24 protein-coding genes and 1 pseudogene are annotated in these 25,896 nt (G+C 54.4%); 12 read left to right on the top strand and 13 right to left on the bottom strand.

The window, feature by feature from the left end:
- Window positions 1–19: 19 nt before the first annotated feature.
- Window positions 20–988 carry a DNA-binding protein YbiB gene (gene ybiB, locus GKC68_RS15410; protein WP_264238524.1) on the top strand — a complete coding sequence of 323 codons (969 nt, stop codon included), beginning with the start codon at window positions 20–22 and terminating at the stop codon, window positions 986–988.
- Here ybiB and GKC68_RS15405 read toward each other — a convergent pair.
- Together GKC68_RS15405 and GKC68_RS15400 are read right to left on the bottom strand one after the other, a co-directional pair.
- Entirely contained in the window at window positions 985–2,148 is a 1,164-nt protein-coding gene (locus GKC68_RS15405) for a M20 aminoacylase family protein (RefSeq protein WP_264252834.1), read from the bottom strand. The two genes, ybiB and GKC68_RS15405, sit on opposite strands and share 4 nt — an antisense overlap.
- 142 nt (window positions 2,149–2,290) lie before the next feature.
- A complete protein-coding gene (locus GKC68_RS15400) occupies window positions 2,291–3,295 on the bottom strand; it encodes a LacI family DNA-binding transcriptional regulator (protein ID WP_033778062.1) in 1,005 nt (334 codons plus the stop codon).
- Window positions 3,296–3,615: 320 nt separating this feature from the next.
- Here GKC68_RS15400 and GKC68_RS15395 point away from each other — a divergent pair, with 320 nt between their 5' ends.
- Together GKC68_RS15395 and GKC68_RS15390 are read left to right on the top strand one after the other, a co-directional pair.
- A complete protein-coding gene (locus GKC68_RS15395) occupies window positions 3,616–4,812 on the top strand; it encodes an L-talarate/galactarate dehydratase (RefSeq protein WP_014593256.1) in 1,197 nt (398 codons plus the stop codon).
- Between the two features lie 72 nt (window positions 4,813–4,884).
- Window positions 4,885–6,198, top strand: a complete 1,314-nt coding sequence (locus GKC68_RS15390; protein WP_342656902.1) for an MFS transporter — start codon at window positions 4,885–4,887, stop codon at window positions 6,196–6,198.
- A gap of 98 nt (window positions 6,199–6,296) precedes the next feature.
- On the opposite strand, the gene hutU is transcribed toward GKC68_RS15390, so the two are convergent.
- Entirely contained in the window at window positions 6,297–7,979 is a 1,683-nt protein-coding gene (gene hutU, locus GKC68_RS15385; protein ID WP_028723763.1) for a urocanate hydratase, read from the bottom strand.
- A 10-nt stretch (window positions 7,980–7,989) separates the two neighbouring features.
- The gene (gene hutH, locus GKC68_RS15380) at window positions 7,990–9,546 is read right to left on the bottom strand and encodes a histidine ammonia-lyase (protein ID WP_342656308.1); all 1,557 of its coding nucleotides are present in this window, start codon (window positions 9,544–9,546) and stop codon (window positions 7,990–7,992) included.
- 303 nt (window positions 9,547–9,849) lie between these two features.
- On the opposite strand from hutH, the gene hutC reads away from it, so the two are divergent.
- Window positions 9,850–10,605, top strand: coding sequence for a histidine utilization repressor (gene hutC, locus GKC68_RS15375; protein ID WP_014606249.1), 756 nt, complete (start codon window positions 9,850–9,852; stop codon window positions 10,603–10,605).
- Here the strand turns inward: hutC and GKC68_RS15370 are convergent.
- Window positions 10,589–11,134 carry a HutD family protein gene (locus tag GKC68_RS15370; RefSeq protein WP_028723761.1) on the bottom strand — a complete coding sequence of 182 codons (546 nt, stop codon included), beginning with the start codon at window positions 11,132–11,134 and terminating at the stop codon, window positions 10,589–10,591. The two genes, hutC and GKC68_RS15370, sit on opposite strands and share 17 nt — an antisense overlap.
- A complete protein-coding gene (locus GKC68_RS15365; RefSeq protein ID WP_028723760.1) occupies window positions 11,131–12,486 on the bottom strand; it encodes a formimidoylglutamate deiminase in 1,356 nt (451 codons plus the stop codon). The genes GKC68_RS15370 and GKC68_RS15365 overlap by 4 nt, the downstream gene beginning before the upstream one ends.
- Window positions 12,487–12,570: 84 nt before the next feature.
- On the opposite strand from GKC68_RS15365, the gene hutI reads away from it, so the two are divergent.
- From hutI to GKC68_RS15350, 3 genes and pseudogenes are all read left to right on the top strand, one after another.
- Complete coding sequence (hutI, locus tag GKC68_RS15360; protein WP_342656307.1) at window positions 12,571–13,788, top strand: imidazolonepropionase; 1,218 nt, start codon at window positions 12,571–12,573, stop codon at window positions 13,786–13,788.
- Window positions 13,785–14,576 carry an N-formylglutamate deformylase gene (hutG, locus tag GKC68_RS15355; RefSeq protein WP_028723758.1) on the top strand — a complete coding sequence of 264 codons (792 nt, stop codon included), beginning with the start codon at window positions 13,785–13,787 and terminating at the stop codon, window positions 14,574–14,576. Before hutI ends, hutG begins: the two co-directional genes overlap by 4 nt.
- Window positions 14,577–14,828: 252 nt before the next feature.
- A pseudogene (locus tag GKC68_RS15350) lies at window positions 14,829–15,092 on the top strand (aromatic amino acid lyase); the annotation flags it as partial.
- Between the two features lie 3 nt (window positions 15,093–15,095).
- On the opposite strand, the gene GKC68_RS15345 reads toward GKC68_RS15350, so the two are convergent.
- On the bottom strand, window positions 15,096–15,725 hold the full coding sequence (locus tag GKC68_RS15345) for a flavin reductase family protein (protein ID WP_028723756.1): 630 nt from the start codon (window positions 15,723–15,725) through the stop codon (window positions 15,096–15,098).
- Between the two features lie 318 nt (window positions 15,726–16,043).
- Between GKC68_RS15345 and GKC68_RS15340 the strand changes: the two genes are divergently transcribed.
- On the top strand, window positions 16,044–17,150 hold the full coding sequence (locus GKC68_RS15340) for an SDR family oxidoreductase (protein ID WP_028723755.1): 1,107 nt from the start codon (window positions 16,044–16,046) through the stop codon (window positions 17,148–17,150).
- 237 nt (window positions 17,151–17,387) lie between these two features.
- Complete coding sequence (gene rlmF / locus GKC68_RS15335; RefSeq protein ID WP_028723754.1) at window positions 17,388–18,311, top strand: 23S rRNA (adenine(1618)-N(6))-methyltransferase RlmF; 924 nt, start codon at window positions 17,388–17,390, stop codon at window positions 18,309–18,311.
- A 35-nt stretch (window positions 18,312–18,346) separates the two neighbouring features.
- Here rlmF and glnQ read toward each other — a convergent pair whose 3' ends face one another.
- The 5 genes from glnQ to rhtA form a co-directional block, all read right to left on the bottom strand.
- The gene (gene glnQ / locus GKC68_RS15330) at window positions 18,347–19,069 is read right to left on the bottom strand and encodes a glutamine ABC transporter ATP-binding protein GlnQ (protein WP_014606242.1); all 723 of its coding nucleotides are present in this window, start codon (window positions 19,067–19,069) and stop codon (window positions 18,347–18,349) included.
- Window positions 19,066–19,725 carry a glutamine ABC transporter permease GlnP gene (glnP, locus tag GKC68_RS15325; RefSeq protein ID WP_014593272.1) on the bottom strand — a complete coding sequence of 220 codons (660 nt, stop codon included), beginning with the start codon at window positions 19,723–19,725 and terminating at the stop codon, window positions 19,066–19,068. The genes glnQ and glnP overlap by 4 nt, the downstream gene beginning before the upstream one ends.
- A 75-nt stretch (window positions 19,726–19,800) precedes the next feature.
- Window positions 19,801–20,547, bottom strand: coding sequence for a glutamine ABC transporter substrate-binding protein GlnH (glnH, locus tag GKC68_RS15320; RefSeq protein WP_028723753.1), 747 nt, complete (start codon window positions 20,545–20,547; stop codon window positions 19,801–19,803).
- 333 nt (window positions 20,548–20,880) lie between these two features.
- On the bottom strand, window positions 20,881–21,384 hold the full coding sequence (dps, locus tag GKC68_RS15315; RefSeq protein WP_028723752.1) for a DNA starvation/stationary phase protection protein Dps: 504 nt from the start codon (window positions 21,382–21,384) through the stop codon (window positions 20,881–20,883).
- Window positions 21,385–21,705: 321 nt separating this feature from the next.
- The gene (rhtA, locus tag GKC68_RS15310; protein WP_342656306.1) at window positions 21,706–22,617 is read right to left on the bottom strand and encodes a threonine/homoserine exporter RhtA; all 912 of its coding nucleotides are present in this window, start codon (window positions 22,615–22,617) and stop codon (window positions 21,706–21,708) included.
- A gap of 366 nt (window positions 22,618–22,983) precedes the next feature.
- Between rhtA and ompX the strand changes: the two genes are divergently transcribed.
- Window positions 22,984–23,496 carry an outer membrane protein OmpX gene (gene ompX, locus GKC68_RS15305; protein WP_014606239.1) on the top strand — a complete coding sequence of 171 codons (513 nt, stop codon included), beginning with the start codon at window positions 22,984–22,986 and terminating at the stop codon, window positions 23,494–23,496.
- A 363-nt stretch (window positions 23,497–23,859) separates the two neighbouring features.
- Here the strand turns inward: ompX and GKC68_RS15300 are convergent, their stop codons facing one another.
- Window positions 23,860–24,048 (bottom strand): hypothetical protein, encoded by a 189-nt coding sequence (locus GKC68_RS15300; RefSeq protein WP_028723750.1) that lies wholly within the window; start codon window positions 24,046–24,048, stop codon window positions 23,860–23,862.
- A gap of 220 nt (window positions 24,049–24,268) precedes the next feature.
- On the opposite strand from GKC68_RS15300, the gene mntR reads away from it, so the two are divergent.
- Entirely contained in the window at window positions 24,269–24,727 is a 459-nt protein-coding gene (gene mntR, locus GKC68_RS15295) for a manganese-binding transcriptional regulator MntR (protein ID WP_013025174.1), read from the top strand.
- A gap of 24 nt (window positions 24,728–24,751) precedes the next feature.
- On the top strand, window positions 24,752–25,861 hold the full coding sequence (locus tag GKC68_RS15290; RefSeq protein ID WP_028723749.1) for an SLC13 family permease: 1,110 nt from the start codon (window positions 24,752–24,754) through the stop codon (window positions 25,859–25,861).
- Window positions 25,862–25,896: the final 35 nt, after the last annotated feature.

Raw genomic sequence — 25,896 nt, 5'->3', positions numbered from 1 at the left:
CACTGAGCGGAAATGCGTGATGGAACTGAATAAAATTATCAAAGAAGTCGGGCGTGGTAAGAACCATGCGCGCGACATCGATTTCGACACTGCCCTGGCACTCTACGGCGCAATGCTGGACGGCGAGGTGCCGGATCTTGAAATGGGCAGCATTTTAATCGCCCTGCGAATCAAAGGTGAAGGCGAAGCAGAAATGCGCGGCTTTTATCAGGCGATGCAGTCGCGTGTGATGCGCCTGCAGGCGCCGAGCGGTCGTCCAATGCCTGTGGTCATTCCCAGCTATAACGGGGCGCGGCGTCAGGGAAATTTAACTCCATTACTGGCGCAGGTGCTTAACAGGCTCGGTCTGCCCGTGCTGGTTCACGGCGTCAGTGAGGATGCCACGCGCGTGACCAGCGAAGCGGTCTTTGCCGCGCTGGGGATCGTGCCGGTCACTACTGCCGAACAGGCACAGGCAAAGCTCGACAGGGGTGAGCTGGTCTTTATCACCATCGATCATCTCTGCCCACCCATGGCAAAACAGCTGTCCCTACGCTGGCGCATGGGCGTGCGTAACAGCGCCCACACGCTGGCGAAGCTGGCCACGCCGTTTGGTGAGCGCGAGGCCCTGCGCCTGTCAAGCGTATCCCACCCGGAGTATGTTCCACGGGTGGCGACCTTTTTTGGCGCTATCGATGCCCCCGCGATTCTGCTGAACGGGACCGAAGGTGAGGTTTATGCCAATCCGCAGCGCTGCCCGGCCATCAGCTATGTGGGCGGTGCAGCGCAGCAGGCAGAGGTCTGGGTAGAGAGACAGCCCGAGGTTGCGGTGCCGCTGCCCGCCGACAAGTCGGCCGCTGAAACGGCGCGTTGGACGGAAGAGGTGCTGAATCACCAGCGCCCCCTGCCAGAGGCGCTGCGACTGCAAATTGCCTGCTGCCTGCGCGCAAGCGGTCAGTGCGCCTCGCAGGAAGTCGGCCTTGAGAGACTGGCGGCGGCCGGTTTTTAACGGCGAGCCTGTGGCAGGGCGTGCTCAACCAGGTTTTGCCAGAAGCGGATACCGGTGGGGATAAGCGCATCATTGAAATCGTAATGAGCATTATGTAAGGGGGCGGATGGGGTTGCGCCATCTGCACCGAGCCAGAAATAGGCGCCCGGGCAGGCTTCCAGCATGCAGGCGAAATCTTCAGAGGCCATGGAGGGATTCACCTGCCACCGCACCTGCTCTTCCCCCAGCGTGCTGACGGCAACGTCGTGAACCTGCCGGGCCGGGCCTGCATGGTTGGTTGTCACCGGGTAGCCAGGTAGCCAGCGAATCGCGCCGCAGACGCCAAAGGGTTTCGGCAGCGTAGTGACAAAATCATCAATAAGCGCATGAACCCGTTTGCGCACATCGTCTTGCAGACAGCGCACGGTGCCACGCAGAACGATCTGTTCGGGAATCACGTTAATTGCCTCACCACCCTGAATCTGCGTGACGCTCACCACGGCCGAGGAAAGGGGAGAGAGGCGACGTGAGGGGATCGTTTGCAGTGCCAGAATCAGTTCAGCCGCCACCACCATTGGGTCGGCACCGCTTTCCGGCATGGCTGCGTGGCAGCTTTTACCGCTCAGCGTAATTTCAAACGCATCCAGAGAGGCCATCATCGCACCGGCGTTTACCGCCAGCGATCCCAGCGGCAGGCCGGGCCAGTTGTGCATCGCATAGACAGCATCCATAGGGAAACGGGTAAATAATCCCTCTTCCACCATTTTCCGGGCGCCGCCGAGGTTTTCTTCCGCAGGCTGAAAAATAAAATGCACCGTGCCGCTGAACTGACGCGTGGCGGCAAGCTGTCTGGCGGCCGCCAGTAAAATCGCCGTGTGGCCATCATGGCCGCAGGCGTGCATCACACCAGGTTTACTGGAGCGCCAGGCGGTTTCGCCTTTTTCATTGATGGGCAGCGCGTCCATGTCGGCACGCAGGCCGATGACCGGTCCGCTTCCATTTTTCAGGGTGCCAACCACGCCCGTCCCGGCAAGACCACGAAATACCTGTAGGCCCGCCTGCTCAAGTTCATGCGCAACCTTATCGCTGGTCCGATGTTCCTGATAGCCGAGTTCGGGGTCGCGATGAAACTGGTGGCGCCAGCGCAGCGCATCATCAAGCAGGTCAGAGGAAAGAGTCATGCAATGTCGCGCTCCATATCATTCAGGAAGCTTCACTTTAGAGGCCGGGCAAGAGCGCGTCTATCGCCAGACGCGATAAAATAGCGAATGGTCTAAATCAAAATGGAATAAGTAATAAACAAGCGTGCAACCGTATCGCCTGTTATGCCGACTCACGCTTAATTAAATGGAAGCCGATATCAATAATGCTTTCTGCGCAGGGACGCTGTTCAATCCGATCGGCCAGCAGCGTAGCGGCACGTTGACCGATTGCGACCCGATCGACGCTGACCGTGGTGAGGGCTGGGCGGTTGCTGGCAGCAAAATCCAGATCGCCAAAGCCCATCACCGCAATATCTTCAGGCACGCGCAGGCCACGACGTTCTGCCTCCATAATCGCACCCTGTGCCAGCGTGTCTGAACTGCAGACGATGACGTCATACTCACCCTGATCGAAGAGCTGCGTTAAACCGGCGCGTCCGGATGCCAGAGAGGCGGGGAGCGCCGCGTCTGCCTGCGGAATTGCGTCAATTCCCTGCTGGCTGAAGACGTCACATAATCCCTGTTTACGCTGTCCGGCGCGTTTGTCTGTCGTCCACACGAGGCCGGGCCGACGGAAGCCTTGTTCAAGCAGGTATTCTGCCGTGGCCTGACCAACGCGTTGATGTGAGAATCCCACCAGCATATCGAGCGGCGTTGGCGTCAGATCCCAGATTTCAACGACCGGTATCGCGGCATTCAAAATCACCTTTTTAAGGGCGGCCGAATGATGGATCCCGGTCAGAACAATCCCGTCCGGACGTCGTGACAGCAGCGTTGCCACCAGTTCGGCTTCAGTATCGGCGCGATAGCCCGCCACGCTCAGCAGGATATGATAACCCCGCAAGCCCAGCTCATCACTCAACGACTGAATGGTATCTACGAACATGTTGTTGTTGATTTGCGGCACCACGACAGCAATGAGCTTACTGCGCCTTGACGCCAGGCTCCCCGCCAGCGCATTAGGAATGTATCCCGTCACCCGTACCGCCTCCATGACTCTTTCAGCCGTTTTAGGCCGCACTAACTGCGGGGCATTCAGCGCCCGGCTGACGGTCATCGGTGACAGTCCGGCGTGACGGGCGACATCTTCAAGCGTGGGCGCATGGGTCGGTTTCGAACTTTTCACGGCAATCCATTTCACGGTGACGGCGGTATTCGCACAGGCATTATTCTTCATGTTCCTGAGCATTTCCAGCCGGTGCGTTACCTGTTAAGCAATATGCGCTGACATGACTAAAAACATTCGCGATAGATGTTAACGCAATCATTATGTTGTTTAACGCGAATAAAAAGTCATAAATGCGACCTTGCTGGCAGCATGGCCTCATTTATGCAGGGTAAATGTGATCTGTTGTTCAAAATAACGACAGCGAGGTTTTCTGATTCATGTCGGGGTGTAAAGATAAAAATGTTAGCGCAATCATTTTTAAACCACAGGAGATAACTATGTCCGTAAGCGCAAATTCTCATGCCGTGAGCTATGCCAAAACGGTGAACGCAAAAACGGCGGCCGACGTCGGTGATCGTATTGAATGGGTCAAACTCTCCCTGTCGATTTTACCCCTGGCCACGCCCGTCAGTGATGCCAAGGTGCTGACAGGGCGCCAAAAGCCGTTAACTGAAGTGGCCATTATTATTGCTGAAATTCGTAGCCGCGAGGGTTTTGAAGGGGTGGGATTCAGCTATTCCAAACGCGCTGGCGGGCAGGGCATTTACGCGCATGCTAAGGAGATTGCCGATAATCTGTTGGGGGAAGATCCAAACGATATTGATAAAATTTACACCAAACTGCTGTGGGCGGGCGCATCGGTAGGACGAAGCGGCATGGCGGTGCAGGCTATCTCTCCCATTGATATTGCGCTGTGGGATATGAAAGCGAAACGCGCCGGGCTGCCGTTGGCAAAACTGTTAGGTTCCCATCGTGATTCCGTACAGTGCTACAACACCTCGGGTGGCTTCCTGCATACACCGCTGGAGCAGGTATTAAAGAACGTGGTGATTTCACGTGAAAACGGCATTGGCGGGATCAAGTTGAAAGTGGGGCAGCCAAACTGTGCCGAAGACATTCGTCGCTTAACGGCAGTGCGTGAAGCGCTGGGCGACGATTTCCCGTTGATGGTTGATGCCAACCAACAGTGGGATCGTGAGACCGCTATCCGTATGGGCCGGAAAATGGAGCCGTTCAATCTGATCTGGATTGAAGAACCGCTGGATGCTTACGATGTGGAAGGCCATGCACAACTGGCCGCCGCGCTGGACACGCCCATTGCGACCGGTGAGATGCTCACCAGCTTCCGTGAGCATGAGCAGCTGATTTTAGGCAACGCCAGTGATTTCGTTCAGCCGGATGCGCCGCGCGTGGGCGGCATTTCCCCTTTCCTGAAAATCATGGATCTGGCAGCGAAGCACGGTCGTAAACTCGCCCCCCATTTCGCCATGGAGGTTCACCTGCATCTGGCGGCGGCTTATCCGCTTGAGCCCTGGCTGGAGCATTTCGAATGGCTGAACCCGTTATTTAATGAGCAACTGGAATTACGTGACGGAAGGATGTTTGTTTCAGATCGTCACGGACTTGGTTTTACGCTCAGCGAACAGGCACGAAGCTGGACTCAATTAACCTGCGAGTTCGGCAAACGTCCCTAATCTTTTTGGCGGGAATCTCTCCCGCCACCTCTCCTTTTAAATCTCTCTCAACCCGATATCCAGGAGTGGGTGATTAATACAATAATAAAACGTACCAAGGTACGTTATTCTATTTTGCTATTTCTGTTTCTTGCCACCGTATTTAATTATGCCGATCGTGCGACGTTATCTGTCGTCGCGCCTTTTATGAGTCAGGAGTTGGGCTTTGATCCTGAAGCGATGGGGCTGGCCTTTTCGGCCTTTGGTATCGCCTATGTCATTATGCAATTACCCGGTGGCTGGTTACTGGACCGCTACGGTGCCCGCATGGTATACGGCTGTGCGCTGATTGGCTGGTCGCTGGTGACCATGCTGCAGGGCACGATTTATCTCTACGCCAGTCCGCTTATCGTTCTGGTGATTTTACGTTTATTGATGGGGGCCATTGAAGCGCCAGCGTTTCCGGCAAACAGTCGGTTAAGTGTGCAGTGGTTTCCAAACAAAGAGCGGGGATTGGTGACGTCGATTTATCAGTCAGCACAATATATCTCGCTCGGAATTATTACGCCTTTGATGACAATTATTCTTCATAATTTAAGCTGGCACTATGTTTTTTATTATATCGGCGCGATTGGCGTTATTTTAGGGATCGTCTGGCTGTTTAAAGTCAGAGATCCCTTACAGCATCCCAAAGTAAATCAGGAGGAAATCGAGTATATTCGTGACGGCGGTGGAGAACCCACATTGGGCAGTAAAAAGGCGCAAGAGAAAATTACACTGGCGCAGTTTAAAAGCGTGTGTATTAACCGCATGATGACTGGTGTCTACATTGGCCAGTTCTGCGTTACTTCTATTACCTGGTTCTTCCTGACCTGGTTCCCTACCTATCTCTATCAGGCCAAGGGCATGTCGATTCTGAAAGTGGGATTTATTGCCAGTATACCGGCCATCGCGGGTTTTGTGGGCGGCCTGTTGGGCGGCGTGTTTTCTGATGCGTTACTCAAACGCGGTTACAGCCTGACGGTTGCGCGTAAACTGCCCGTCATCTGTGGGATGCTGCTCTCCTGTGTCATTGTCATCGCCAATTACACCTCCTCGGAAATTGTGGTGGTTGCGGCCATGAGCGTGGCCTTTTTCGCCAAAGGTTTTGGCAATCTGGGCTGGTGCGTGCTGAGCGATACATCGCCGAAAGAGGTGTTGGGCATTGCCGGTGGCGTTTTCAACATGTGCGGCAATATGGCCAGTATCGTTACCCCACTGGTGATCGGGATCATTCTGGCGAATACGCAATCATTTGATTATGCGATTTTATATGTGGGATCGATGGGGCTACTCGGCCTGATTTCCTATCTCTTTATTGTCGGGCCCTTGGAACGGATTACGCTGACGTCCACGAAGCCTGAATAAGCCTGTTGCGAGCATCTCGCGCCGCTGTTCCGGAACCGCACTCCCCGGAACAGCGTTTTTGAACACATGACGCAACTCAACAAAATCGGCGCTGCGGGTTATTGCATCGGTAAGTTCAGACCGTGTTTTGTCGCACACTGCTGTGCCTGTTCGTATCCCGCATCGGCATGACGCATCACGCCGGTAGCTGGATCGTTCCACAGCACGCGGCCCAGACGGGCATCAGCCGCTTCAGTGCCGTCGCACACAATCACCACGCCAGAATGCTGGGAAAAGCCCATGCCCACGCCACCACCATGATGCAGGCTCACCCAGGTCGCGCCGCCCGCCGTATTCAGCAGGGCGTTGAGCAGCGGCCAGTCGGATACCGCATCCGACCCATCTTTCATCGCTTCGGTTTCACGGTTTGGCGAGGCAACAGAGCCGCAGTCGAGGTGATCGCGACCGATCACAATCGGTGCTTTTAGCTCGCCGTTGCGTACCATTTCATTGAACGCGAGGGCCGCGAGATGGCGCTCACCCAATCCCAGCCAGCAGATACGCGCCGGTAAGCCCTGGAAGGCAATGCGTTCCTGCGCCATATCCAGCCAGCGATGCAGCGTTTTATGTTGCGGGAAAAGTTCTTTGAGTTTGGCATCCGTTTTATAGATATCTTCAGGGTCGCCAGACAGGGCAACCCAGCGGAACGGACCTTTACCTTCGCAAAACAGGGGACGGATATAGGCTGGCACAAAACCGGGAAAATCAAAGGCATTACTGACGCCTTCATCCAGTGCGACCTGGCGAATGTTGTTGCCATAATCGACGGTAGGAATGCCCATATGACAGAAGTCGAGCATCGCCTGAACGTGGACGGCCATAGAGGCACGGGCAGCTTTCTCCACGGCTTTAGGATGTGTCTTGCGTGCCTGCTCCCAGCGTGAGACGTCCCAGTCAATGGGCAGATAGCCGTTAAGAGGATCGTGCGCCGAAGTCTGGTCGGTGACGATGTCAGGCTTGGGTCCACCCGCTTTGGCGCGCTTAACCAGCTCGGGCAGGATTTCCGCCGCGTTGCCCAGCAGGCCGACAGAAATGGCTTTCTTCGCTTTGGTCGCCTCATCAATTAGAGCCAGTGCCTCATCCAGCGAGGTGGCTTTGTAATCGACATAACGCGTGCGTAAACGAAAATCGATGCGGGATTCCTGACACTCAATCGCCAGTACGCAGGCGCCTGCCAGCACGCCTGCCAGGGGTTGCGCACCCCCCATCCCCCCTAAACCGGCGGTCAGGATCCAGCGTCCGCTGAGATCGTTGTTATAGTGCTGGCGTCCGGCCTCCACAAACGTCTCGTAGGTGCCCTGAACAATTCCCTGGGCGCCAATGTAAATCCATGAGCCGGCCGTCATCTGGCCATACATCATGAGCCCGGCTTTATCCAGTTCGTGGAAGTGATCCCAGTTAGCCCAGTGAGGAACCAGATTGGAGTTGGCCAGCAGGACGCGGGGGGCATCCGCATGGGTACGAAACACGCCCACGGGTTTGCCCGACTGGATCAGCAGGGTTTCGTCCGGCTGCAGGAGCTGCAGCGATCGTAAAATTTGCTCAAAACATTCCCAGTTGCGCGCGGCTTTACCAATACCGCCGTACACCACCAAATCTTCCGGACGTTCTGCCACGTCGGGGTCCAGGTTGTTCTGAATCATGCGGTAAGCCGCTTCAATTAACCAGTTGGCGCAGTGCAGTTCATTTCCACGCGGCGCACGGATCTCGCGTGCTACCGCTTTAGACAGGGTTTCGCTCATGACGGATTCCTTATTTAATTGAACAGGTGCCCATGCTGGGGAGTAATGCGGTGAGTGCCTCTGGCCAGTCGCAGCGGCTTGCCCACTGACGCATCGCTTCAATGTCGGGTGCCAGCAGGCGGTCTTCTTCCAGGAAGGCGACGCGTTCGCGGATCTGACCAATGGCCTGCTCTATCGGTGCCGAACTTTGCAAGGGACGATGAAACTCAATGCCCTGGGCGGCGGCCATCGCTTCAATGCCCACCACCGCGGCGCTGTTAAAGCACATATCCCCCAGGCGGCGGGCGGCATAGGTGGCCATGGAAACGTGATCTTCCTGGTTAGCCGAGGTCGGTAAGCTGTCTACACTGCCGGGATGGGCCAGCGATTTATTTTCTGATGCCAGCGCCGCCGCAGTGACCTGGGCAATCATAAAGCCGGAGTTCACGCCGCCTTCGTGAACCAGGAAAGGTGGCAGTCCGGACAGGCCGGTATCCAGCAGCAGGGCCAGTCGACGTTCCGAGATAGCGCCCACTTCAGCCACGGCCAGCGCAATAATGTCGGCTGCAAAGGCTACCGGTTCAGCATGGAAGTTGCCGCCGGAGATCACATCGCCGGTTTCGCTGAAAACCAGTGGATTATCAGAGGCGGCGTTGGCTTCAATTTGCAGGACGCGCGCGGCATGAGAGAGGTTATCCAGGCAGGCGCCCATCACCTGGGGTACGCAGCGGATAGAATAGGGATCCTGTACCCGGCCACAGTGGGTATGTGAACCGAGGATTTCGCTTCCTTCAATCAGGCTGGTAATCGCGGCGGCCACGGCAATCTGCCCGTGCTGACCGCGCGCCTGATGGATACGTGCATCGAAGGGTTTTAACGAACCTTTGATCGCTTCTAACGACAGGGCGCCCGCCAGTAAACCTGCGGCAAACAGGTTTTCGGCTTCAAACAGGCCACGCAGCGCCAGCGCCGTGGAAACCTGGGTGCCGTTAAGCAATGCCAGACCTTCTTTCGGGCCCAGAACAAAGGGCGTCAACCCGACTTTAGCCAGGCCTTCTGTCGCCGCAATAAGTTCCCCTTTGAACCTGACCTGACCTTCACCAAGCAGCATCAGCGACATATGCGCCAGCGGCGCCAGATCGCCCGAGGCACCCACCGATCCTTTTTCCGGAATGCACGGCATGATGCCGGCATTAAACAGGGCCAGCAGGGCATCGATCAGTTCGATGCGTACACCCGAATGGCCCCGTGAAAGGCTGATCACTTTGCTGGCGACGACCAGCCGTGTGACGTTATCAGGCAGTAAATTCCCTAACCCGACGCTGTGGGACAGCACCAGATTACGTTGCAGATCCGCCAGACGGCTGGCGGGGATCTGAGTTTGGGCCAGTTTGCCAAAACCGGTGTTAATGCCGTAAACCACGCTGCCGGAGGCGACAATCGCGTCAACGGTGCGTTGTGCTTCGGCGACGGCCTGGCGGGCGCCATCGTCGAGGCTAAGGGTGACGTTGCCCTGATAAATTGCGCGCAACGTCGCGAGATCAACATTACCTGGCACCAGGTGTAATACCTGAGTCGAACCTGACATAACCTGCTCCTGTCTATACAAGGGTGGGGTTGCCGCAGGGCATCTTTATTGACCCTGATCAACTGAATAACGCGAGTGAACCATAAGTGTCTATTCTTGTCTATACAAGTTGCAATCGGCATGCCAAACCGATCACAAAAATGATCGGGCGTCAGGACAGGGGAGAGCGAGTATCGACCGGTATTGCTGCACCTTTATCAGGCAGCAGATGCACGGTTAACGTGCTGAAACCGCGTCTGAATGTATATACATCCAACCCTGCAGGCAGTAAACTCTGTGCATTATCTGCGAAAGGAAAACGTTATGGCCGAGCATACGGCAATTGCACAACTGGCGGCGGCCATGAGCGATGAACCTGCGCCTATTTATCAACGGGTCAAGCAGGCTATCATCAGCCAGATTCGTGAAGGACACTGGAAAGCAAATCAGCGCGTGCCCTCCGAAAGCGAGCTGGTCAATGAACTCGGCGTGAGCCGGATGACCATCAATCGTGCATTACGCGAGCTGACCAGCGAAGGGTTTCTGGTGCGTATGCAGGGCGTGGGGACATTTGTTGCCGAAATGAAAGGCTACACGGCCATGCTCGAAGTGCATAACATCGCCGATGAAATTGCCCAGCGTGGTCACCAGCACAGCTGCAAAATTCTGATGATGGGTCAGAACAAAGCCGATCCCGAGCAGGCTTCGGTTCTGGGGCTGACCACCGGGCAAACGCTGTTTCATTCGCTGATTGTGCATTATGAAAACGAGTTGCCGGTGCAGCTTGAAGACCGACTGGTGAATCCGCAGCTGGCTCCGGACTATCTGACTCAGGATTACCATACGCTCACGCCTTACACCTATCTGATGCGGGCGGCGCCGCTAACGGCAGGCGAGCACATCGTTGAAGCGGTGATGCCGGATGCGCGTCAGCGTAAACATCTGGCGATCGATGAGCATGAGCCCTGTCTGCTTATCCGCCGCCAGACGTGGAGCGACAATAAAATCGTGACCTATGCGCGATTACTCTATCCGGGCTCGCGCTATAAGCTGCTGGGCCGCTTCAAAGGACACGGGTAAGACGCACGAACAGCAGTCTTGCCTCCGGACTGGCTGGCGAGAGCAGGGTGGAGTGATCTACCCACCATGTCCCCTGCTGCGCCTCTAACCGTGCGTCATCCGCTATGCACCACTCTCCGGCTAACACCCACGCCACGCCGTGCTCGCTGCAGACTGCTTGCATAACGACGTCGGCCTGCGCCCGCCATTCGCCACGGCGCGTCATGACGTTAAAATCCTGACTGGCCTCTTTGCCTTCCAGACTGGCTTCAGGCGCCCATTCGCCCGGGAAAGCCCAGGGCATTTCGGGCAGCAAGCGGTGCTCGCCTGCCGGACCGCGCAGCAGCACCGTGCTGCCGTTCAGCAGCGTAATCGTGCGATCTATGCCGTTATACGTCGAAAACGGTCCGTTGCAGGCAAGGGTGGCGATACTGGCTCGCCAGGCGAAATCGGCGGCGTCAGGTGGAAAGCTGACAATCTCGCGTGTTTCGCCTCCGCCGTTGCGCCAGCGGCTGACGGGTAAGTTTTCCAGAGAAAATAACCTTCTCATTGCAGCGCCGCCATTGCCTGGGCGAAGCGCGCCGCGCAGGCGTGTTCTTCGGCATGATGCCCGTCGTTAATGACCCGATTGCCCGCCACATACACGTCGCGAATCTGATCGCGCTGGCCCGCAAACAGCCAACGGTTAAGCAGTGCGTGTTCATTCACGCTGCCCAGCCAGGCCTGATCGCGCAGTACCAGCCAGTCGGCGCGCTGCCCCACGGCCAGTGAACCACTCCTGATCCCACAGGCCTGAGCGCCGCCTGCAGCTGCCTGCTGCCACAGCAGGTCGCCGACGGAAGGCTGGTGAGCCAGGGCGATACGGTTACGGCGGCGGTCGCGCAGACGCTGAGCATATTCCAGCCAGCGTAGCTCTTCCTGAACGCTCAATGAGACATGGCTGTCAGAGCCGATGCCCCAGCGACCGCCCTGAGCGATATAGTCCACCGCCGGAAAAATGCCGTCGCCAAGATTGGCTTCGGTAGTCGGACACAACCCGGCAACCGCACCGCTGGTGGCAAGGCGCGTCACCTCGCTGTCATCAAGATGTGTGGCATGGATCAGGCACCAGCGCGCGTCAACGTCAAAGCGGTTCATCAGCCAGCTCACCGGGCGCTCGCCGCTCCAGGCCAGGCTGTCGTTCACCTCTTTTTCCTGCTCGGCAACGTGGATGTGCACCGGTAAGGCCCGATCGCTGGCGACTAACACTTCGTGCATTTGCACTTCGCTCACCGCACGCAGTGAGTGAAAGCACAGGCCCACGTTGTGCAATGGCTTGTCTTTCACCCACGCCTGTAGTCGAGCCTGCTGTTGCAGATAGCGATCAGTTTGCTGAATAAAGCGTTTCTGCCCCGCCGCAGGCGGCTGCGCGCCAAAACCGCTATAGCTGTAAAGCACCGGAAGCAGGGTCTGACCAATGCCTGCCGTCTCGGCGGCGGCAATAAGCTGCTGCAGCATGGCATCATCCGCATAGGGCAGGCCGTTAACGTCGTGATGAAGGTAGTGAAATTCTGCTACCTGGCAGTAGCCACCTTTTAACATATCGATGTACAGCAACGCGGCAATATCGCCCACCTGCTGGGGCGTCAGGCGCTGAACCATACGATACATTAAGTCGCGCCAGGTCCAGAAGCTGTCCTGCGGATCGCCCGCCACTTCGGCCAGACCGGCCATGGCGCGCTGAAAAGCATGAGAGTGCAGATTCGCGATGGCGGGAATGACCTCGCCGCCTAAGCGAGTTGCGTGGCTGTCATCACTGTTGGGCGTGATATCATCAATCAATCCTGCCGCATCAACGCTAATGCGTACCTGTTTGTGCCAGCCATCAGCCAGCAGTGCGCGGGGCGCAAAAAAAGTTGCCATAGTTGATCCTCAAGGGATGTGGTTGTATATACATATACATACTTTAAAGTGAGCTGTAAACGGCGAGAGCAACGAGAGGCAGGAATGGCAGAAGAACTCCAGGTAGACAGTGTGTGGACCGGTGCTGATGTGGTGACCATGCGCGGTGGTCGCTACGCGATGATTGAGCAGGGGGCGCTGGCGGTGAAGGGCGACAAGCTGGTGTGGGTAGGCGCCGCCGCGGATATGCCTGCCTTTAGCGCACAAAAACATCATCAGTTACCGGGCGGGATCATTACGCCAGGGCTGGTCGATTGTCATACGCATCTGGTTTTTGGTGGGGATCGCAGTCAGGAATTTGAACAGCGTCTCAACGGGGTCAGTTATGCCGACATCGCGGCACAGGGCGGGGGAATTCTCTCTACCGTGCGGGCCACGCGCGCGGCCAGTGAAGAGGAACTGGTGGCATCGGCCCGCTGGCGACTGAATCGTTTGCTGGCTGAAGGGGTGACGGCTGTCGAGATCAAATCCGGTTACGGGCTGGACGAAGAGAGCGAATTACGTATGCTGCGCGCCATCCGCCAACTGAGTAAAGAGGTGGCTGCGGATGTGCAGGCAACCTGCCTTGCTGCGCATGCTTTTCCGCCAGAATTTAAACAGGATCCCGAGGGCTGGATAGCGATTATCTGCGAACGCCTGCTGCCTCAGGTTAAAGCCGAAGGGCTGGCTGATGCGGTCGATGCTTTCTGTGAACATCTGGCCTTTTCTCCTCAGCAGGTGGCCCGGGTGTTTGAGCGGGCAAAGGCGCTGGGTCTGCCGGTAAAACTTCATGCAGAGCAGTTGTCTGCGCTGGGTGGCGCGGCGCTGGCAGCACGCCATGACGCGCTCTCAGCCGATCACCTGGAATATGCCACTGAGCAAGATGTCCAGGCGATGGCCGGGCACGGCACGGTCGCGGTACTGCTGCCCGGCGCATTTTACCTGTTACGGGAAACGCAGCGCCCACCTGTGGCGCTGTTTCGCCGCTATGGCGTGCACATGGCGCTGGCGAGTGATGCCAACCCTGGTACCTCTCCGGCCCTGTCACTGCGGTTAATGCTCAATATGGGCTGCACGCTGTTTGGCATGACGCCGGAAGAGGCGCTGGCCGGCGTCACCCTGTGGGGCGCGAAGGCGCTAGGGCTGGAAGCCAGCCACGGCTCGCTTGAGGCTGGCAAAGTTGCCAGTTTTGTCCACTGGCCGCTGGCTCGCCCGGCGGAACTGGTTTACTGGCTGGGCGGTGAACTGCCCTGTACGGTCATCTATCGCGGAGAAGCACAATGACACCTTTTGATTTTACCCAAGGTAATATTCCCCTACTGGTCAGTATCCCTCATGCCGGTACGCTGTTGACGCCGGAAGTGGAGGACGGACTCAGCGAGGCCGCCCGCAACTTACCTGATACCGACTGGCACCTACCACAACTTTATGATTTTCTGCGTGATATGGGGGCGAGCATTATCATCGGTCGCTACTCACGATTTGTTATCGATCTGAATCGCCCGTCGGATAATCAACCGCTCTATGCCACGGCCACGACCGGCCTGTTCCCCGAAACCCTGTTTGACGGCACGCCGACTTTTAACGAGGGCAAAACGCCCACGGATGCGCAGCGCCAGGGCTACATTAACGCTATCTGGCAGCCTTACCATCAGCAGATTCAGCAGACGCTGGCGCAAATGAAAGCGGAGTTTGGTTACGCCTTACTGTTTGATGCGCACTCTATTGCCAGTGAAATTCCTCGTCTGTTTGAGGGGCGGTTGCCGGATCTCAACATTGGGACCAACGATGGGGCGAGCTGCAGCAGCGCCGTGATTAACGGACTCACCTCGGTGTGCCGCGCGCAGGATCGCTATAGCTGGGTGGTGAATGGCCGTTTCAAAGGCGGCTATATCACGCGTGCTTACGGGCAGCCGCAGCAGCAGGTTCAGGCTGTGCAGCTGGAGCTGTCGCAAATTAATTATATGGATGAAACGCCGCCGTTTACCTGGCATGAAGCGCGGGCTGCGCAGTTGAAGAAGGTGTTAAAGCCGCTGCTGCATAGCTTTCTCGAACAGGGAAAAACGGGCTGAGGCGTAACCCAGTTACCGCGGACCGGGTGGCTGTTTTGGCCGGCGCAGAATAACGGACCTGATGGGCTTCGGCCACGTAGTGCCCGTTGGCACAATTGCACACAGCCGGGCGCCACGCTGGGTTCCGGCTGCCTCCTTCTACCGCACACCGCACGACTTTCTCCCACGACTCTCAGCCTCTTTTCGCCTGTTCAGGCCAGGCATTTACTGGGCGATAGCCCGCTATTGAAGATAAGCAGCAGCATCCGGACCCAGGATGCATTGAGCCTGGGAACCGGTGCGGCATTAAAATTGCTGAAAACCGTGAGTAACGTCTATCACATTCTCGCCATTGAATACCTGCTGGCGGCCCAGGCGCTGGCGTTCCACGGTGAGGCGCAACTGGCAAGTGGAACCCTTCGCGCCTGGCGACGTCTGCGTCAGATTGTACCCTGCTGGCAAGAGGATCGCTGGCTGGCGCCGGAGATTGCCCACGCGGCGCAGGTCCTTCGAATCCAGATGCCGGAGGTACTCTGAGATTTATCCCCGCCGCGCATCCGGACGCACCAGGTCAAACCGCTGCGCCTCAGTGATCCCGTAATAGGCACTGGGGCCGCCCGCGCGCAGAATCGGTTCGGCTTTTGCCGTCTGATAAATCCCGTTTTCCAGCAGCCTTTCGTCAATGTGGATAGCGACGGCTTCGCCTAACACCAGCCAGCTGTTGATGGCTTTTCCCTGCGCATCCTGCAACTGAATCAGCTGCGTGAGTTTACATTCAAAATTCACCGGACTTTCCTGCACCAGACTGGCGTTAACCTGAGAGGCGGCCAGGGGCGTTAAACCGGCAAGGGCAAACTCGTCCTGATCGGCGGGCGCAGAAATCGAACTTTCATTCATGGCCTCAGCCAGCGGACGGGTCGCCAGATTCCAGACAAATTCTTTAGTTTCAGCAATATTCTGCACACTGTCTTTCCAGCCGCTACTGGCAAAACCAATGATCGGCGGCAGGTAATTGAAACAGTTAAAAAAGCTGTAAGGGGCAAGATTACGTATGCCTTTGGCGCTGGTGGAGCTTATCCAGCCGATGGGGCGCGGGCCAATAATCGCATTGAGTGGATCGTGCGGCAGGCCGTGTCCGGCGCGTGGCTGGTATGAATAACGTTTGTTCATGGTTGTCTCCCTGTAAAAGCTGATTCAAGCGTAGTGGGTAAATGGCTGTTGCTGGGGCAAACCTGTAAAAAAGGTCTTGATCGGGTAGCGGATTATTCCTGAATAATAACAGCCGTTACTTTCTGTGCTAAAGGATTATTTTTCATTTATTTCAATTACTTAATTGTTATTTTCCGATTTTTCTGCTGAAAGCAGATGGTGCAAAAGTAAACAAAAAGTAAACGAGTGCATTTTATACATTTTGTGCTAACAAAGTTTCGTATTTGTTTAACGAATCAGGCGCACTATACAACCTCATCAATTGTTCTCGTGGTCGATATGAAAAAAATTCTTGTTACAGGATCTTCTGGATTCGTTGGTGGTGCAGTTGTGGCAGAATTGCTGATGCGCCAGGATGTTGAGTTGCTGCTGCTTGTCAGAGCCAGCGATGCTAACCAGGGACTGGAGAGGGTTAAAGAAAATTTAACCAAGTTTTCATGTTCGGCACAGGCTATTCAACGCCTGACCGCAGATCATATTCTGGTCGGCGACCTCCTGGCACCAGAACGTTTTCTGGATGATGCGCGTATCGATCAGGTTAGCCACGTTATCAACTGCGCAGCGATTGCGTCATTTGGTGAAAATAACGATATCTGGCGCGTCAATGTCGAAGGCACCTTTAAGCTGGCTGCCAGAATGGCTGGGCTGCCAGAATTCGTAAAATTTGTTCACGTGGGCACGGCAATGTCTTCCGCGCCGGATCACGGTGAAGTCGTCAAAGAGGACCTGGTGCTGTCGTCACGTGAAGATCACATTGTCGATTACACCTATTCCAAATCTTATATCGAAAACAAGATCAAGCAGGAGTTACCGCACCTGCCGCTGGTCATTGCCCGTCCGTCCATCGTTGTTGGCCACTCTCAGGAAGGTTGTACGCCGTCAGGCAGTATTTTCTGGGTATTTAAAATGGTGATGAAGCTGGAGAAATTCCTCTGCTCGCTTGATGACCGTGTCGATGTTATCCCGGTGGACTATTGTGCTAAATCCCTGGTATTCCTGATGGACCACGGCTGCACCAAAGAGATGGTCTACCATATTTCTGCCGGTGAGCGCAGCAGCAACACCTTCTCTGAAATCGATTCGGCCTTTGCCACCGCAGAAAAAAGTACACCGCTGGCACCTAACTATCTGCAAGTTGATTTCAGCGAAATCGTTAAAGAGCGTAAGAACTTTAAAAAGATTTACGGGCCTTGCAACGAACGCCTGATGCTGCGCGCGATGCGTCTGTACGGCGAGTTTGCCCGTCTGAATGTCGTGTTCTCAAATGATAAGTTGCTGCGTCTGGGAATGAGTTCGCCTCCGGGCTTTACCAGCTATATCGATCGTTGTGTAGAAACGACGAAAGGGATGCCCATTCAGGATTTAATGCGCGTCGATTTTAAATAATCCCGCATTCGTGAGTCGCGCCGCCAGCATGATGACCGGCGGCGCGCATTTTGCTTTCCGCTCATGCTTTTCCCTTCGTCTGCCTTTTACTCGCTTAGCAAAACCCCCATAACAGCGATTCGCCTGCATAACGTCACCTGGGCTGCCCGCCATAAAGTCGGCTTTCAGCCGAGAATGCTGTTTATTTTCTGCCAGTCACAGCGTATTGTACGCGCGCCTGAAAACATGAGAGAAAGTATGAAAAAGTCTGCCAGCCCGTCGCTCTTCCACGCCCGAAATCGCCATCAGGGTGAATATGATTTTGCTGCCCTCACGGCGGCGCATCCACCGCTGGCAGCAAAGGTCCGGCCCAATGGTTATGGCGTCATGTCGGTTGATTTTGCCGATCCCGAGGCCGTGATGTTGCTTAATCAGGCGCTGCTTAAACTTTTCTACGGACTCGACTGGCAGCTGGCGCCGGGATCGCTGTGTCCGCCCGTGCCGGGGCGCGCCGACTACCTGCATTATCTGGCGGATCTCCTGGCGCTGGATAATCAGGGCAGGGTTCCCTCGGCCGACGTGCTGGATATTGGCTGCGGGGCAAACTGCATTTATCCCCTGATTGGGGCCGCAGAATACGGCTGGCGTTTCACCGGAACCGAAATCAACGACGCTGCCCTGAAAGCCGCAGGTAAAATTGTCGCCGCCAACCCCGGTATGGCGCGTCTGATCCGCTTACGTCGGCAAAAAAATCCTCAGGCGGTGCTGAACGGCGTTGTGAGTAAAAATGCGTTTTTCCATGCGGTCATCTGCAATCCGCCCTTTCATGCGTCGGCTGCAGAAGCGGCGGCGGGTTCACAGCGTAAATCTCGGAATCTGGGCTTGCAGCCGTCGGCGCCGCTCAACTTTGGCGGTCAGCATAATGAGCTCTGGTGCGAAGGCGGTGAAAAAGCGTTTGTGGGGAAAATGATTGCGGAAAGCGTCGGCCTGGCAAGCCAGGTGGTGTGGTTTACCTCACTGGTATCGCGAAAAGAGCATTTGCCTGCGCTGGAAAAACAGTTACAGGCACTGGATACCGCGGTGGTCAGGGTCGTCAATATGGCGCAGGGGCAGAAGCAGAGCCGTTTTCTGGCGTGGAGCTTTATGTCCGCCGCCCAACGCGCACAGCGTCTGTCACGATGAGACAGCAGCCCGTTATGGGCTGCTGTGTTAATCATTCAGGAAACGTGCTGTAAAAATTCGCGCAGACGTTCACTTGGCGGATGGCTGATCAGCGTGTCAGGATCGCCGTCCTCAGCAATGCGACCTTTATCGATAAAGATCAGCCGCGATGCGACTTTCTGTGCAAAGCCGACTTCATGGGTGACGATGACCATCGTCATGCCTTCTTCAGCCAGATCCTGCATCACCTTCAAGACTTCATGACGGAGCTCTGGGTCCAGCGCAGAGGTCGGCTCATCGAAAAGCATCATCTTGGGCTTAACCGCCAGCGCGCGGGCAATCGCGACACGCTGCTGCTGGCCGCCGGACAGCTCAGAGGGAAAGTGACCGGCGCGTTCGGCCAGGCCCACTTTAGCCAGCAGGCTTTGCGCCAGCTGACGAGCCTCTTCTTTGCTGGCACCCCGTACCCGAATCGGACCAAAAGCCACGTTGTCCAGGGCGCTCATCTGCGGGAAAAGATGAAACTGCTGGAACACCATGCCCGCTTCCTGACGAATCAGGCGATCGTCGACTTTCGGATCGTTAACTTTTAATCCATCGACAATCAGCTCACCGCTGGTGATCTCTTCCAGCTTGTTAATACAGCGCAGCAGTGTGGATTTACCGGAGCCGGATGGGCCAATAATCACCACCACTTCTCCCTGCTTAATTTTCAGGTCGATATTGTGTAGCACCTGGGTTTTGCCAAAATGCTTTGAGACGTCTTTAAATTCAATCACAGGATTTTCACCCTTTTCTCAATGCGGCGCAGCACAAAGCTCAACACCAACGTAATCACAAGATAGATAATCGCTACCGCACTCCAGATTTCCAGCGCGCGAAAGTTACCGGCAATAATTTCCTGGCCCTGACGCGTCAGTTCGGCCACACCAATCACGATAAACAGAGAGGTATCTTTAATACTGACGATCCACTGGTTACCAAGCGGAGGGAGCATACGGCGCAGCGCTAACGGCATAATCACATAGCGCAGGGTTTCACGGCTCGACAGGCCCAGCGCCAGGCCGGCTTCGCGAAAACCTTTATTAATTGACAGCACGGCGCCGCGTGTGATTTCCGCAATATAAGCGCCCGAGTTAATCATGATGGTCACCACGGCAGCGGTGAAAGGATCAATACGTAAATCCGGGAAAGCCATTGGCAGGGCGAAATAGATGAACATGACCTGCACAACGATAGGCGTGCCACGAATGATTTCAATAAAAACCAGGGCAATATGATTGCTTATCCAGCCGCCGTAAGCGCGCGCAAAACCCGCGACCAGCCCGATGATCAAACCGCCCACCAGGCCGATAATGGAAATAATTAAGGTCATTTTTGCGCCTTCGAGCAGCGCGGGCATGGCTGGCCAAATGACGCTCCAGTCAAACTCCATGGTGAAACTCCAGTTGTTGCGATGGAAAAAAGCAGGGAAATTTTCCCTGCTGAAAAAGGTAATCCGTTTAAGTTTTTATTTAGGCTCGGTGCCGAACCATTTTTTGTAGAGCTGGTTATAGGTACCGTTCTCTTTAAGCGTTTTCAGCGCGCCATTTACTTTTTCACGCAGGTCGTCACTGCCTTTCGGGAAGGCAATACCGTACTGTTGTGCTTCAATGGAATCACCGACTGCCTTAAAGCGGCCTTTGCCCGCAGTATTAATAAAGTAGAGGATGTTTGGCGTATCGTGCAGCACGGCGTCAGCACGGTTGGTGCCCAGTTCCATATAGGCGTTGTCGATGTTAGGGAACTGACGCAGATCTTTGGTTTTAATGTGGCTCTTGGCGTAATCCACCGAGCCGGTTCCGCTCTTCACCGCGACCACTTTGCCGTTCAGGTCATTGATGCTTTTGATGTCGTTTTCGTTATTACGCACCATCACCAGCAGACCACTTTTGTAGTAGCCATCAGAAAATTCGATCGCTTTTTTACGTTCATCCGTAATGGTGATACCGGCTAAGGCCAGGTCAACGTTGCGCGTTTGCAGTGCAGGGATGATGCCACTGAAATCCATTGGCTTCAGGGTGTAATCCAGTTTTAATTCTTTGGCGATGGCGTCCCACAAATCCACATCAAAGCCAACGTATTTATCACCCTGTTTAAATTCAAACGGGACAAAGGCGGTATCAGTGGCGACAATCAGTTTCTTTTCGGCTGCGGTAGCGGAGAGAGAGAAGGCCAGCGCCAGGGCGGCCACAGAGACGTTAAACAGCGATTTCATTATTTTTCCTTTTTACGACCAGGCTCAAAGCCAGGTTTGCGAGCTATCGTTTGCGGGCTATCATATGAAAAAATTATGCCAACTTTGCAAAAACCGCAGAACTTACCGCCTGTGACACAATCGCTGACACGATTCTGCAGAGGTCAAGCGGTGCGCACTGTTTTGGTGCTCTGTGTTGGTGCAACGTGCTGCGGTGGTGCAGAGGTAGTGTGCATCAGACGGGAAAAACAGGAAGGGCAGGAAGTAAGAACTGTTAACAAAGTCATAAAATTATAATGACACAGACGTAAAAAAGGCAGGTTTCCCCGCCTGTTGACACGTCAGTGTCTGACATTATTCGATATTGGATTCGATAAACCACAGGAATTTATCAAGGTCGCGCGAGGCGGCAGTGAAAATATCAGCAGTATCTTCGTCTTTAACTTCCGAAATCGCTTTACGTGTATCGTTAGCGACAACGGCGTAACGATCGGCCAGCGCTTTCAGATGATCCTGTACGCTGTGAATATTTAACGGATAGCTTTTCAACGGCGTTTTGTCGTTAACGACTTGGGTGGTACCCAGTGCCACACCGCCTAACTGCACAACACGCTCAGCGATAGTATCCTGGTGGTCGGTAATCGCGGTGCGGAAACCATCCAGCATCTCGTGTACGCCGATGAAGTTGGCACCACGCATGTTCCAGTGGGCTTGTTTGGTGATCAACGACAGATCAATGAACTCCACTACCAGGCGGTTGAGCACCTCAATGGTGGCTCTCTTTTCGTCATCTGCCACATCATTACGGGTGTAAAGTAGATCAGAAGATTTTGTTTTAACCAGTTTAGCGGTACTCATTGTTTCGGTCCTCTCATTCAATGGTTGTCCTAATCAAGTACCAACTCAGTATAGCAGCGATTCCGGAGTTTGCAGGATTGGCCTTATCAATGGCTGAAATAGCATCTGCCTTAGCTCTGACGATGTGAATACCGAAATGGTTAATAACATGTTAAATTTAACAGTGCTTTAAAGGTTTTATAAATCAGGTGGTTAAGCTGTATTTCTGATGAGATGTTCTGTATGTTTCAAAATATTAATTTTCAATGACATTTTCGATGAAATAATTATCAAGATGATTTTTATTGTTATTTAGCCCGTTTTTCAACAGGCTAAAGCGGATTATTTTTTTGCGTTGTCGGTCAATTCAACTTCATTTAACTGACTTTTTCTTGGTCGCATCGTCAGGGTGGCGCCTGCGGAAGCCAGGATGATGGCCAGCAACGCCAGACATTGCTTTCCCGACAGGCTTTCATGCAGATAGATCATCCCCGACAGGGCTGCCACTGCAGGCTCAAGGCTCATCAATGTGCCAAAGATGCGCGCCGGCAAGCGCGTTAATGCCACCATCTCCAGCGAGTAGGGGAGTGCTGTAGAAAGCAACGCCACCAGAATCGCGACGGGAACCACGCTCCACTGCCAGATACCACTGGCGGCAAACGTCAGACCCACCGGAACAAAAACCAGCGAGGCAATAAGCGATCCGATGGCCACGGTCGCAGCACCATGTTCTGCCCCTGCGCGCTGGCCCGATAAGATATATATCGCCCAACAGGCGCCAGCACCCAGCGCGAACAGCGCGCCGACCGGATCCACCGAGGCAATGCCGGTGCTAAACGGCAGCAGGAACCACAGCCCTGCCACGGCAAGCATGACCCAGACAAAATCCAGTGCGCGGCGCGAACCGAGCAGCGCCAGCGTCAGCGGACCGACAAACTCCAGGCCCACCGCAATGCCTAAGGGCACGGTACGGATGGAGAGGTAGAACAAGAAGTTCATCGCGCCCAGTGACAAACCATAAATCAGCAGCGGCGTACGTTGTTCCCGGCTAAAACGCAGTCGCCAGGGTTTGAAAATAATGCACAGGATCAGGGTGCCAAATCCCAGACGCAGCGCAGTGATGCCGGTTGCGCCCACGGTAGGAAACAGGGTTTTCGCCAGCGAGGCACCGCCCTGAAGTGACAGCATTGAGACAAGCAGAATAATAACGGGAATAAAAACGGGTGTAATGGATTTTAACGAGGTGGCTGACATCCTGTAGGCACTTCCCAAACATGAGCTAAAGGTGACCAGTGTAATGGAAGTGGCGGTCAAAAAGAGGACGTAAAGCGATTTTAATTTTGTCTGTTTGCCTGGATTTTAAGCAGATTTGCGACTGCAAAAGTAAATTAATGTCAGGATTTTTTAGGAATTAACTTAAAGCATGAAAATTTATTAAGCAGATTTGTTGCAGTTATATGACGTATTTTATAAGAAAAAAGAATGACATACGAAACTTCATTAACTTCCTGTTACACCAAACTCTGTGTTAGACAACAAAATCCGGGCAGAGTTTCTCGCTATTTTTTGTTATATTTTTAGCGTTGTCAGGAGAGAAGTACTTTCACATTTGAGGTGGTTATGAAAAAAATTGCATGTCTTTCAGCATTAGCCTGTGTGTTAGCAGTCGCGACAGGTTCCGCCATGGCACAAAGCACTGTAACCGGCGGCTACGCACAGAGCGACTACCAGGGCGTTGCTAACAAAGCAAACGGCTTCAACCTGAAATATCGTTATGAAGACGGTTCTAACCCACTGGGTTGGATCGGCTCATTTACCTACACCGAGAAAGACCGTACCGAAGATGGAATTTACAATAAAGGCCAGTACTACGGCATCACCGGTGGTCCAGCATTCCGTCTGAATGACTGGGCAAGCATCTATGGTGTAGTCGGTGTTGGCTACGGTAAATACCAGCAGAACGACACTGCTTCACGCGGCAAAACTGATACCAGCGATTACGGTTTCTCTTACGGCGCAGGTATGCAGTTCAACCCAATGGAAAACGTTGCACTGGACGTGGGCTATGAGCAGAGCCGCATCCGTAGCGTTGACGTTGGCACCTGGATCGCTGGCGTAGGTTACAGCTTCTAAGTGATCTTAGTCGAGTTAAAAAAAACGGCCCTGTTAAGGGCCGTTTTTATTGGTAACAAAAAACAGCCCGCCAGAGAGCGTCAGTCTGGCCTTCACGTCTCTCCAATATCGTCCAGTACCCTGAAGTCTTACCGGATATGGCGCCGCACTCTTTCTCCCTCTGAGCTTACCGGCTTGCTCGTGCTGAAAACCACGGTTGCACAATGAGAAAAGCGGTCCGCCAGACGATGCCGGAGACAGCCACAGGGTTATGGGTTGCAAAATAGACGTGGGAGTGCCACTGACAGGGTGATGCAAAAGTGAGAAGCGCTGGACGCCGAAAGATGCACCTTCAGGCTCGCAGCCCGAAGGCGGTATCAACGATTAGCCGCGCCAGATCAGTTTCTGGCAGTGGCGTTCTTCGGGTTCGTGACCCAGGAGTTTGTTGATCAACATCAGGCGCAGCGTAAAAGGGGAACGCGTCAGCAGGCACCACCAGGCTTTCATACCTGATGTAGATTTTTCTGCCTGAAAGCATTTGCCGCAGTCGATGCAGCTTTTCAGGGTGCTCATAACATCACCTCCCAATTAATTTAACGCAACGGTAAGCAGACTGGCCTAATCGTGCTTTAATGCACCACTCTGTTTACATTATCAACAAATATAGCATTGGCTATATCGTTTAGCCAAGGCTAACGACGAAAAATTTGAGCTTATTTGCGCCTGGTTTACAATGAGCGCAGCTAAATCCATACGGCAGGGCTGGTGTGGAAAAAAATAAAGAGGAAGCTGAATGAGTCGTCGTGCCAAAAGCGTGGTTTCTGCCCCGCAAGGACCACTAAAAGATATTGAAGAGCATGTCGAAGGGTTTCGGCAGGTGCGCGAGGCGCATCGCCGTGAGCTGATTGATGATTATGTTGAGCTAATCTCTGATTTGATTGGTGAATTTGGTGAAGCTCGCCAGGTCGATATGGCGGCGCGCCTGGGGGTTTCGCAACCCACCGTCGCAAAAATGTTAAAGCGATTAGGTACTGCCGGGCTGGTAGAGCAGGTCCCTTATCGTGGTGTCTTTCTGACACGTGAAGGCGAAAAGCTGGCCGAAGAGAGCCGCGCCCGCCATCATATCGTTGAAACCTTTCTGTTAGCGCTTGGCATCAGTCCTGAGACGGCAAGGCGCGATTCAGAAGGCATTGAACATCACGTGAGTGATGAAACCCTGGCTGTATTCCAGAAATTTTACGAAAACAATTAACCCTCAGGTAAGGCGCCGGACATCATGCCCATTGTGCTTCGCTCATTTTTGCATGACCATATATTGCACTTGTTAGTCGTTATTGGGGTTGTTCTGCTGTTTCTTGCTGACTATCGCTGGCCGGATCTTCCCGCCGCGGTGGACTGGCATACCATCATTACCCTGAGTGGATTACTTATCCTCACAAAAGGGTTAGAAACCAGCGGGTATTTTGATGTTCTCGGGGCCAGGTTAATTGCGCGCTTCAAACACGAACGCACGCTGGCACTGTTTATGGTGCTGGCGGCGGCGCTGCTGTCGACCTTCTTAACTAACGATGTGGCGCTGTTTATTTTGGTGCCGCTTACGTTGACGTTGCGCAAATTTTCGCATTTACCTATCTCGCGCCTGATTATCTTTGAAGCGCTGGCGGTCAATGCCGGTTCGCTACTCACCCCGGTGGGCAATCCACAAAATATTTTGCTGTGGAGCCATGGCTCTTTGAGCGTGGGCGGTTTTATCTTGCAAATGACGCCGCTGGCCGCCTGGCTGCTGCTGAGCCTGATGGTGGTGACCTGGTTCAGCTTTGCCAAACGCACGATTGACAAGCACGAAACCAGCGAAGAGCACAGCTGGCAGAAACCCCTTTTTGCCGTCAGTGTCGTGCTGTATCTGCTTTTTATTGCCGCGCTGGAATGGCATGTGACCGGTTGGGCCCTGCTGCTGATTATGGTGTGTTTCCTGATTATGGCGCGTCAGGTCTTGCTCAATATCGACTGGAGCCTGCTGGTGGTCTTCATCGTGATGTTCCTGGATGTCTTCTTGCTGACGCGTTTACCGGTCGTTCAGGCGCATTTCGATGCCATTATGCATCTGGGTAAAGGCGAGCTTTATCTTCTGGCCATCGGTCTGTCCCAGGTCATCAGTAATGTGCCGGCAACCATCCTGCTCCTGCAAAAAGTGCAGCCGACAGAAGTGCTTGCCTGGGCGGTAAACATTGGTGGCTTTGGTTTGCTTCCCGGTTCGCTCGCTAACCTTATTGCGCTGCGAATGGCCAAAGATCGCGCCATCTGGTGGCGTTTCCATCTCTTCTCCGTGCCCTTACTCGCCTGGTCAATGCTCACGGGTTGGCTGTTGCTGAAACTGGTCGCCTGACTCAGACACATCCTGCCGCGGTGCAGGATGTGCTG

This window comes from Pantoea sp. RSPAM1, assembly GCF_038816185.1.
In the GTDB taxonomy this organism is placed as follows: Bacteria; Pseudomonadota; Gammaproteobacteria; order Enterobacterales; family Enterobacteriaceae; genus Pantoea; species Pantoea ananatis.
This window is presented reverse-complemented; position numbering and strand designations above follow the sequence as displayed.

Coding starts and splice junctions, on each gene's coding strand:
- hutU (WP_028723763.1), bottom strand. CDS start 7,979: ATGAGCGAAACCCTGTCTAAAGCGGTAGCACGCGAGATCCGTGCGCCG.
- mntR (WP_013025174.1), top strand. CDS start 24,269: ATGAGTCGTCGTGCCAAAAGCGTGGTTTCTGCCCCGCAAGGACCACTA.
- glnH (WP_028723753.1), bottom strand. CDS start 20,547: ATGAAATCGCTGTTTAACGTCTCTGTGGCCGCCCTGGCGCTGGCCTTC.
- hutH (WP_342656308.1), bottom strand. CDS start 9,546: ATGTCAGGTTCGACTCAGGTATTACACCTGGTGCCAGGTAATGTTGAT.
- GKC68_RS15300 (WP_028723750.1), bottom strand. CDS start 24,048: ATGAGCACCCTGAAAAGCTGCATCGACTGCGGCAAATGCTTTCAGGCA.
- dps (WP_028723752.1), bottom strand. CDS start 21,384: ATGAGTACCGCTAAACTGGTTAAAACAAAATCTTCTGATCTACTTTAC.
- hutG (WP_028723758.1), top strand. CDS start 13,785: ATGACACCTTTTGATTTTACCCAAGGTAATATTCCCCTACTGGTCAGT.
- glnP (WP_014593272.1), bottom strand. CDS start 19,725: ATGGAGTTTGACTGGAGCGTCATTTGGCCAGCCATGCCCGCGCTGCTC.
- GKC68_RS15340 (WP_028723755.1), top strand. CDS start 16,044: ATGAAAAAAATTCTTGTTACAGGATCTTCTGGATTCGTTGGTGGTGCA.
- GKC68_RS15395 (WP_014593256.1), top strand. CDS start 3,616: ATGTCCGTAAGCGCAAATTCTCATGCCGTGAGCTATGCCAAAACGGTG.
- hutC (WP_014606249.1), top strand. CDS start 9,850: ATGGCCGAGCATACGGCAATTGCACAACTGGCGGCGGCCATGAGCGAT.
- ompX (WP_014606239.1), top strand. CDS start 22,984: ATGAAAAAAATTGCATGTCTTTCAGCATTAGCCTGTGTGTTAGCAGTC.
- rlmF (WP_028723754.1), top strand. CDS start 17,388: ATGAAAAAGTCTGCCAGCCCGTCGCTCTTCCACGCCCGAAATCGCCAT.
- GKC68_RS15365 (WP_028723760.1), bottom strand. CDS start 12,486: ATGGCAACTTTTTTTGCGCCCCGCGCACTGCTGGCTGATGGCTGGCAC.
- GKC68_RS15370 (WP_028723761.1), bottom strand. CDS start 11,134: ATGAGAAGGTTATTTTCTCTGGAAAACTTACCCGTCAGCCGCTGGCGC.
- GKC68_RS15405 (WP_264252834.1), bottom strand. CDS start 2,148: ATGACTCTTTCCTCTGACCTGCTTGATGATGCGCTGCGCTGGCGCCAC.
- hutI (WP_342656307.1), top strand. CDS start 12,571: ATGGCAGAAGAACTCCAGGTAGACAGTGTGTGGACCGGTGCTGATGTG.
- GKC68_RS15290 (WP_028723749.1), top strand. CDS start 24,752: ATGCCCATTGTGCTTCGCTCATTTTTGCATGACCATATATTGCACTTG.
- GKC68_RS15345 (WP_028723756.1), bottom strand. CDS start 15,725: ATGAACAAACGTTATTCATACCAGCCACGCGCCGGACACGGCCTGCCG.
- rhtA (WP_342656306.1), bottom strand. CDS start 22,617: ATGTCAGCCACCTCGTTAAAATCCATTACACCCGTTTTTATTCCCGTT.
- ybiB (WP_264238524.1), top strand. CDS start 20: ATGGAACTGAATAAAATTATCAAAGAAGTCGGGCGTGGTAAGAACCAT.